Annotated in this window: 11 protein-coding genes; 9 read left to right on the top strand and 2 right to left on the bottom strand. The window is 60.4% G+C overall.

All coding sequences use genetic code 11. The features are described 5' to 3' along the window. Nucleotides 1–322 (top strand): RNA polymerase sigma factor (locus H7C86_RS28660; RefSeq protein ID WP_182262706.1); only part of this gene is annotated, 322 nt, incomplete at its 5' end. After that, entirely contained in the window at nucleotides 319–810 is a 492-nt protein-coding gene (locus H7C86_RS28655; protein WP_202023085.1) for a hypothetical protein, read from the top strand. The genes H7C86_RS28660 and H7C86_RS28655, both read left to right, overlap by 4 nt. Before the next feature lie 220 nt (nucleotides 811–1,030). Here the strand turns inward: H7C86_RS28655 and H7C86_RS28650 are convergent, their stop codons facing one another. Continuing rightward, a complete protein-coding gene (locus H7C86_RS28650) occupies nucleotides 1,031–1,279 on the bottom strand; it encodes a hypothetical protein (RefSeq protein ID WP_019747457.1) in 249 nt (82 codons plus the stop codon). A 165-nt stretch (nucleotides 1,280–1,444) separates the two neighbouring features. Here H7C86_RS28650 and H7C86_RS28645 point away from each other — a divergent pair, with 165 nt between their 5' ends. From H7C86_RS28645 to H7C86_RS28630, 4 genes are all read left to right on the top strand, one after another. Then, nucleotides 1,445–1,633 (top strand): PI-type proteinase, encoded by a 189-nt coding sequence (locus tag H7C86_RS28645; RefSeq protein WP_223258032.1) that lies wholly within the window; start codon nucleotides 1,445–1,447, stop codon nucleotides 1,631–1,633. A 259-nt stretch (nucleotides 1,634–1,892) separates the two neighbouring features. After that, nucleotides 1,893–2,312, top strand: coding sequence for an STAS domain-containing protein (locus H7C86_RS28640; protein WP_182262705.1), 420 nt, complete (start codon nucleotides 1,893–1,895; stop codon nucleotides 2,310–2,312). Continuing rightward, nucleotides 2,309–3,796: a trehalose-6-phosphate synthase gene (locus tag H7C86_RS28635; RefSeq protein WP_019747461.1), complete on the top strand. Its 1,488-nt coding sequence runs from the start codon at nucleotides 2,309–2,311 to the stop codon at nucleotides 3,794–3,796. The genes H7C86_RS28640 and H7C86_RS28635 overlap by 4 nt, the downstream gene beginning before the upstream one ends. Before the next feature lie 136 nt (nucleotides 3,797–3,932). Beyond that, nucleotides 3,933–4,310, top strand: coding sequence for a hypothetical protein (locus H7C86_RS28630; protein WP_019747463.1), 378 nt, complete (start codon nucleotides 3,933–3,935; stop codon nucleotides 4,308–4,310). 24 nt (nucleotides 4,311–4,334) lie between these two features. Here H7C86_RS28630 and H7C86_RS28625 read toward each other — a convergent pair whose 3' ends face one another. Beyond that, entirely contained in the window at nucleotides 4,335–4,637 is a 303-nt protein-coding gene (locus H7C86_RS28625) for a MerR family transcriptional regulator (protein WP_060939090.1), read from the bottom strand. A gap of 358 nt (nucleotides 4,638–4,995) precedes the next feature. On the opposite strand from H7C86_RS28625, the gene H7C86_RS28620 reads away from it, so the two are divergent. From H7C86_RS28620 to H7C86_RS37460, 3 genes are all read left to right on the top strand, one after another. Then, nucleotides 4,996–5,154 carry a hypothetical protein gene (locus H7C86_RS28620; RefSeq protein ID WP_003943664.1) on the top strand — a complete coding sequence of 53 codons (159 nt, stop codon included), beginning with the start codon at nucleotides 4,996–4,998 and terminating at the stop codon, nucleotides 5,152–5,154. 84 nt (nucleotides 5,155–5,238) lie between these two features. After that, nucleotides 5,239–5,784 carry a Dps family protein gene (locus tag H7C86_RS28615; RefSeq protein WP_019747464.1) on the top strand — a complete coding sequence of 182 codons (546 nt, stop codon included), beginning with the start codon at nucleotides 5,239–5,241 and terminating at the stop codon, nucleotides 5,782–5,784. A gap of 73 nt (nucleotides 5,785–5,857) precedes the next feature. Beyond that, nucleotides 5,858–5,992: a hypothetical protein gene (locus H7C86_RS37460; RefSeq protein WP_020968725.1), complete on the top strand. Its 135-nt coding sequence runs from the start codon at nucleotides 5,858–5,860 to the stop codon at nucleotides 5,990–5,992. Nucleotides 5,993–6,000: the final 8 nt, after the last annotated feature.

The raw sequence follows: 6,000 nt of genomic DNA, 5'->3' as shown, positions 1-6,000 counted from the left end.
GACCGACACGCCGTGCCTACCGTGCCTTCATCCTGATGCGGCGCTAGAGATAACCATCGACGACAAGCTGCTGGATCCTCTCGTGCCGTCTCCCGAGGCCGGCCCGTTCGACACGACCTCGAACGCCGCGTTCCTGGAGGCACTGGAAGAAGCGTTGGGTGAATTGCCTTATCGCCAGCGTGCGGCCTGGACGCTGCGAGAGGTGGAGATGCTCACGTTCGTTCAAATCGGCAAGATTCTGAGACTCACTCCGGATGCAGTGCGAGGGCATCACCATCGTGCACGGGCTAACCTGAGTGAACGAATGACGAGGTGGCGATGACTGAATCACGAACCGACGCATTGATGGCGCACGCATCCGACGTCCTGCGGAACGCTCCCGAGCCAGGCTGGGATCGAATCAGCGACAAGGTGATCCGGGCGCTACGGTCGACCTCGGCGTCCGGTTGGCCGCTCGACGCACACGCGTCCGAAGGTCCACGTCTAGGCACGGTGTCGGTGAGCGATCACGTACTCCGCACCCATTTGGCCGCCGAGATACGTTCTCGACACCACTGCTCGCCGAGCAGTATCGAGTTCTTCGTCGACGGCCACGAAATACGTTCACTACGTATCGAACTGGCAGCGCCATACGGAGTGGATCTGGCCGAACTGTCGGACCGGGTTCGATTCACCGTCGTCGATGTCGTTCACCTGATCCTCGGCGACATGGACCCACCCGTCTCTGCAGAGAACGTCCACATCGCCGTAGTCGACATCGTGGATGATCTACCTGCCGAGGAGAACACCAAAAGCCACTCCGAGCACTAGGTGTTTGTTCGGCAAGTGTTTGGGAACCCGGCACTCATGACCACTCCCCCACCACCGGATCCGGGCCCCGTCCCCGACCCGGGGTCGCCGACTCCACCCGCGCCGGCACCACCCGATCCGCTGAATCCCCCGCCCGTGCCACCGACTCCGACGCCACCGAACCCGTATCCCCCGGATCCGATCCCGCAGATCTGAAGTCAGCTGCCCCGAACTTCAGACTTCAGCCGCCGAGTTCGGCGATCATCTCGCTCAACGATTCTGCGGCGATACGTAGTTCACCTTCGTCGGGGTTGTCGGGCGAGGACGGTAGGCGCTCGGCCAACTGCTCGCGAGTGACAAGCGAGATACCATCGAGGCCGAACCCTTCTTCATCGGGGACGTAGATCTCGATCTCACCCCCAACCGCTACCAATTCCGAATGGGGCCCGCTGCCCAACAGTGCACGCAGGTGTTCGGTCGTCACGGTCATATGGTTCACGTGAAATCTCCTGCTTCGGTGACAGCTGACTTTGCTGGTATGGCTCGACGTGACGTACTGACTCGACGTGACGTACTACCCCTATTGAGTACCCCTCGCGGGTGAGCAAGAAACGACAAGTACATGAACACCAACCTTCAGAGAGACGCAGCCACCATGAGTGAACGAAATTCCACCGACCGCACTGATCAGACGGACGAGCCGCAGACCACCGGCACCGACCACGGTCCCGGAACCGGGGCCGATGCCGCACACAAGGACGTTCAGACCGATCCGTCGGGCGAGCGTACGTGGGCCGACGAGGGTGGAGCCTCGAGTAACGGCCCGGCAACCGACACCGACTGATCGCGCAAGAGCTCAGTCATCGGGACCAAGGTCCCGTGGGCCGACGCTCACGGGTCCTTGAAATCCTTACGGATCTAACGCTTTTCACCTGGGTTTTCGCGATGCGGTAAGGTAGGCACTCAGCACGGTTGAGTACCCAGCCGTTGAAGACGAGCACGGTTCGTGCGTTGCTTCCCGTGCCGTTTCCCGGTTTCGAACGAAACCGTTTCGAACCAGACCGTTCGAACGATCCGTTTCGAGCAATCCGTCAGGAGTTTCGATGAACGAGTTTTCGAGAACTACAGATGAGCGTACGGACAGTCCCCCCACATTCACCACGACGTGTGCGGAAAACATTCAATCGCTCGTGGTCAGCGGCGAGATCGACGTCCGGTCCCGAGCTGATTTCGCTGCCTGCGTCGACGACCTGATCGGTGAGCGTCACCCGTTCGTACTCGACTGCTCGGACGTCCAGTTCATCTCCGTCGGAGGTCTTTCCATCATCGAGACTCTGTCGGCCAAGGCACGAAGGCTCGGCGTTCCTTGGACGCTCGTCGCAGCGCACCCCGTCAGGCGCCTGCTGTCTCTTCTGAAGATGGACGCAGACATCGTGTTCACCGACTCGACAGCCGAGGCGGTCACATACCTGTCCTCGACCACCGTGCTGGACGAGACCCTGGCGGAGCCGATGTCGGCGTGAGTACCGATCTCGAAAAGCTCTCCGAATTCGTCGTCGTCGCAAACCGACTACCCGTCGATCTCGAAACCGACGAGGACGGTGGCAAGAACTGGAAGCGAAGTCCGGGTGGACTCGTCACTGCTCTCGAACCCATCCTGCGACAGCGAGACGGCGCTTGGGTCGGCTGGCCGGGGGTCGCGGACGAGAAGGTAGATCCCATAGTGGTTGACGGCCTTCGTCTGTTTCCCGTCGAGCTGACCTCTCAGGACCTCGCCGAGTACTACGAGGGGTTCTCCAACGACACGCTGTGGCCGCTCTACCACGACGTTCTGGTGGCACCGACGTTCGAACGGTCGTGGTGGCACACGTACGTCGCGGTCAACCAGCGGTTCGCCGAGGAAACCGCCCGTTGCGCCGCGGACGGAGCCACCGTCTGGGTGCAGGACTATCAATTGCAACTCGTGCCGGCAATGCTGCGCGAACTGCGCCCGGACCTGACGATCGGGTTCTTCCTTCACATTCCGTTTCCTCCGGTCGAGCTCTTCATGCAGCTTCCGTGGCGCAAGGAGATCGTCAAGGGAATGCTGGGCGCCGATCTGATCGGCTTCCACTTGCCTGGTGGCGCAAACAATTTCCTGTTTTTGGCCCGAAAACTACTCGGACTCAAGACAACGACCGCGGGCGTCGGTGTTCGAAGTGCGCTCGGGCATGTGGATTTCGACTCTCGCGTCGTCAAGGTGGGGGCATTTCCCATCTCCGTCGATTCGGCCGAGCTGGAGCGCCAGTCGAAGAGCGAATCGGTCCTGCGCCGCGCACGCGAATTGAAGGAAGAGCTCGGAAATCCCGAAAAAATCCTGCTGGGAGTCGACCGCCTGGACTACACCAAGGGCATCGACCTGCGACTGCAAGCCCTCAAGGAACTCCTCGACGAGGGCCGCTTGGATCCGGAGAAGTACACGATGGTGCAGCTCGCCACGCCCAGTCGCGAACGCGTGCAACACTATATCGACCTTCGCAGTGTCATCGAGGAACAGGTGGGCCGCATCAACGGCGACCACAGTCAGATCGGCCGCCCCGTAGTTCACTACCTGTATCAGCCGGTCGACCGCGAAGAACTGATCGCACTGTTCGTCGCCGCCGACGTCATGCTCGTGACGCCGATGCGTGACGGGATGAATCTGGTGGCCAAGGAGTACGTGGCCTGCCGAGGCGACCTCGGAGGCGCTCTCGTTCTCAGCGAGTTCACCGGTGCTGCAATGGAATTACGACAGTCATACCTGGTCAACCCGCACGATTTGGACGGCGTGAAGAATACAATCCTGACCGCAGTTCATCAGGATCCGAAAGAGGGCCGTCGCCGTATGGCTGCGCTGCATCGCCAGGTCATGACGCATGATGTGCATCAGTGGGCCGAGTCGTTCCTGACTGCACTTTCGCCGCCCGAACCGCGCCCGGACAATCAGTTCGTCACGGAGCGCGAGTCTGACTTTGCACGCAACAACTGACCCCGTGGGCTTGCGTCAAGGGTGAGCGCAGACTCGAGCTAGGATTGGTTTCAGTTCATCGTCAAGCAGCGGCTGCGAACTGATCTCCTCAACATAGCCGTGCAATGCTGCATCGGCCCAGAAAGACAGGCCGACCATGCCCCTCACGGTGAAGTACTCCGAAACCTACAACGACGCTCTCATCGCGCTCGCTGCTGCTACTCATCGGCCGGCCAATGTGGTGAACCTGTTCGGCGAGTACGCCATTCGTGTCGATCTCGAATACAACCGTTATCTTCTGGCGACCAATACCGCAGCCGGACTCTCCGATCGACCCGACAACGGAGAATCGTGGCTGGTGCGGTTCTTCCAATCCGAAAACACCGACACACCGGATCGCCTCCTCGCGGAAGCGTCGCATCAATGGTTGGTCGATGCTTTGGACGCCGCGCTCGAACAGATCGAAGCGGCAGGCAACAAGATCTCCGCCGACGCGGACTTCGGCGACCCTACCCGCACCGAAACTCCATCCTGAACGGCATCGTATGGAGCAACGCTACTAGTGACCCTCGGCGGTCAACTGGCTGATTCGAGCCGCTAAGACTGCATTTTCGGCCTCCAGGGACAGAATCAGACGGATACCGACCAGATTGACTCCGTCGTCGATCAGCGCGGTGATTCGTCCGAGCGTATCCAGGTCGGCCTCGCTGTAACGGCGCGTACCGCCATCCGTGCGGGTTGGTGTGAGCAGGCCCCTTCGCTCGTAAAGGCGCAGCGTCTGAGGTCCTACCCCGGACAGTTCTGACATCACTGAGATCCCGTATACGCCGCGCAGCGCCCGGGTCTGGGATTCCGACGTCACTGGAACCTCCTAGTTCGGTGTCGGCTGTCTCAATCGGCGTCATCCGACCTTAGCATCATCACGCAGTGAATCTGACGCCCAGGACATAGATTCAAGCGTGTCCAGGGCCACTCATGACAAAAATCGTCGAGCCGAGAAGGCATGTAATGGCAGATCAAAGCCGATTTCGGCAAGATCGCACAGGGAGCTTCCCTTAGCCGTCGAATCGAAGTAGCCTTGCCAATTATCTACATCGGCTGATATAGATTTTGTAGCACTTGAAAGCGCCATAACCGGCACTCGAAGGTGTAGAACACCCAGACGTCGGAGTCGGTGGTTCAGCCGACTCCCTCACGGCACACTCTTCACCGGGAGCAAGATGACGACGATCGACATCCCGCCCACACAGGGCGAGAGCACCACCGGCATCGGAATCACTGTTGCAAGCGCGACTTTGACAACCGAAGAGGTCAAGCGCCGAATCGCGATGATGTACGGCGACCCGGTGACAGAGGAGCCAGTAGCACTCGCGCACTGAACCTGACCGACACGCGATCCGATTGACGATGGCGCGAGACCGCCCCGTTCGCGGGCGATCCCCATCAAGACGAGAGGAAAACATATGTCCGAGTTCACCGTACCGGGACTGAGCAGCGCAGACGGTTCGTCCGTCGCCGATATTCTGCAGGAACGCCTCAGCGCCTACAACGACCTTCATCTGACGCTCAAGCACGTCCACTGGAACGTCGTCGGACCCAACTTCATCGGCGTGCACGAGATGATCGACCCACAGGTAGAGCTGGTTCGCGGCTACGCCGATGATGTGGCGGAACGTATCGCGGCACTGGGCAACTCCCCCAAGGGCACAGCGGGAGCGATCGAGCGCGATCGGACTTGGGACGACTACTCCGTCGGCCGCGACGACGCTCGCGCCCATCTGGCTGCGCTCGACCTCGTCTACACCGGGGTCATCACCGACAGCCGCACTGCAATCGACAACGTCGGCAAGATCGATCCGATCACAGAAGACATGCTGATCGGCCAAACGGCACAGTTGGAGAAGTTCCAGTGGTTCGTTCGTGCGCACCTCGAGAACTCCGGCGGCAGCCTCGTACACGAAGGCGCGTCCACCGAGCAGGATGCCGCAAACGAGGCGCGTCAGAACTGACGCTCCGTCCGCGATTTCGGCCGATCGGGGGTCGGCCGAAATCGCGATCCCCACAACAGGAAAGGGCAAGAGCATGTCTGCGGACTCGCGCGGCACGTCGGCACAAACGCGTCGCGAGTATCAGATGTTCGTGTTGCAACAGCGTTTGTTGTTCGGATCGATCGTGGCAGGCACCGCCCTTGGAGTTCTCGCGATCAATTACTTCTGAAATATCAG

This window comes from Rhodococcus sp. UFZ-B548 (assembly GCF_903819475.1).
Lineage (GTDB): Bacteria > Actinomycetota > Actinomycetes > Mycobacteriales > Mycobacteriaceae > Rhodococcus_F > Rhodococcus_F erythropolis.
Note: the sequence above shows the minus strand (reverse complement) of the source record. Positions and strands in the feature narration are given on the sequence as shown.

What these genes read in the sequence shown, in the direction of transcription:
- H7C86_RS28655 (WP_202023085.1), top strand. Translation starts at nt 319, where the DNA reads ATGACTGAATCACGAACCGACGCATTGATGGCGCACGCATCCGACGTC.
- H7C86_RS28650 (WP_019747457.1), bottom strand. Translation starts at nt 1,279, where the DNA reads ATGACCGTGACGACCGAACACCTGCGTGCACTGTTGGGCAGCGGGCCC.
- H7C86_RS28645 (WP_223258032.1), top strand. Translation starts at nt 1,445, where the DNA reads ATGAGTGAACGAAATTCCACCGACCGCACTGATCAGACGGACGAGCCG.
- H7C86_RS28640 (WP_182262705.1), top strand. Translation starts at nt 1,893, where the DNA reads ATGAACGAGTTTTCGAGAACTACAGATGAGCGTACGGACAGTCCCCCC.
- H7C86_RS28630 (WP_019747463.1), top strand. Translation starts at nt 3,933, where the DNA reads ATGCCCCTCACGGTGAAGTACTCCGAAACCTACAACGACGCTCTCATC.
- H7C86_RS28620 (WP_003943664.1), top strand. Translation starts at nt 4,996, where the DNA reads ATGACGACGATCGACATCCCGCCCACACAGGGCGAGAGCACCACCGGC.
- H7C86_RS28615 (WP_019747464.1), top strand. Translation starts at nt 5,239, where the DNA reads ATGTCCGAGTTCACCGTACCGGGACTGAGCAGCGCAGACGGTTCGTCC.
- H7C86_RS37460 (WP_020968725.1), top strand. Translation starts at nt 5,858, where the DNA reads ATGTCTGCGGACTCGCGCGGCACGTCGGCACAAACGCGTCGCGAGTAT.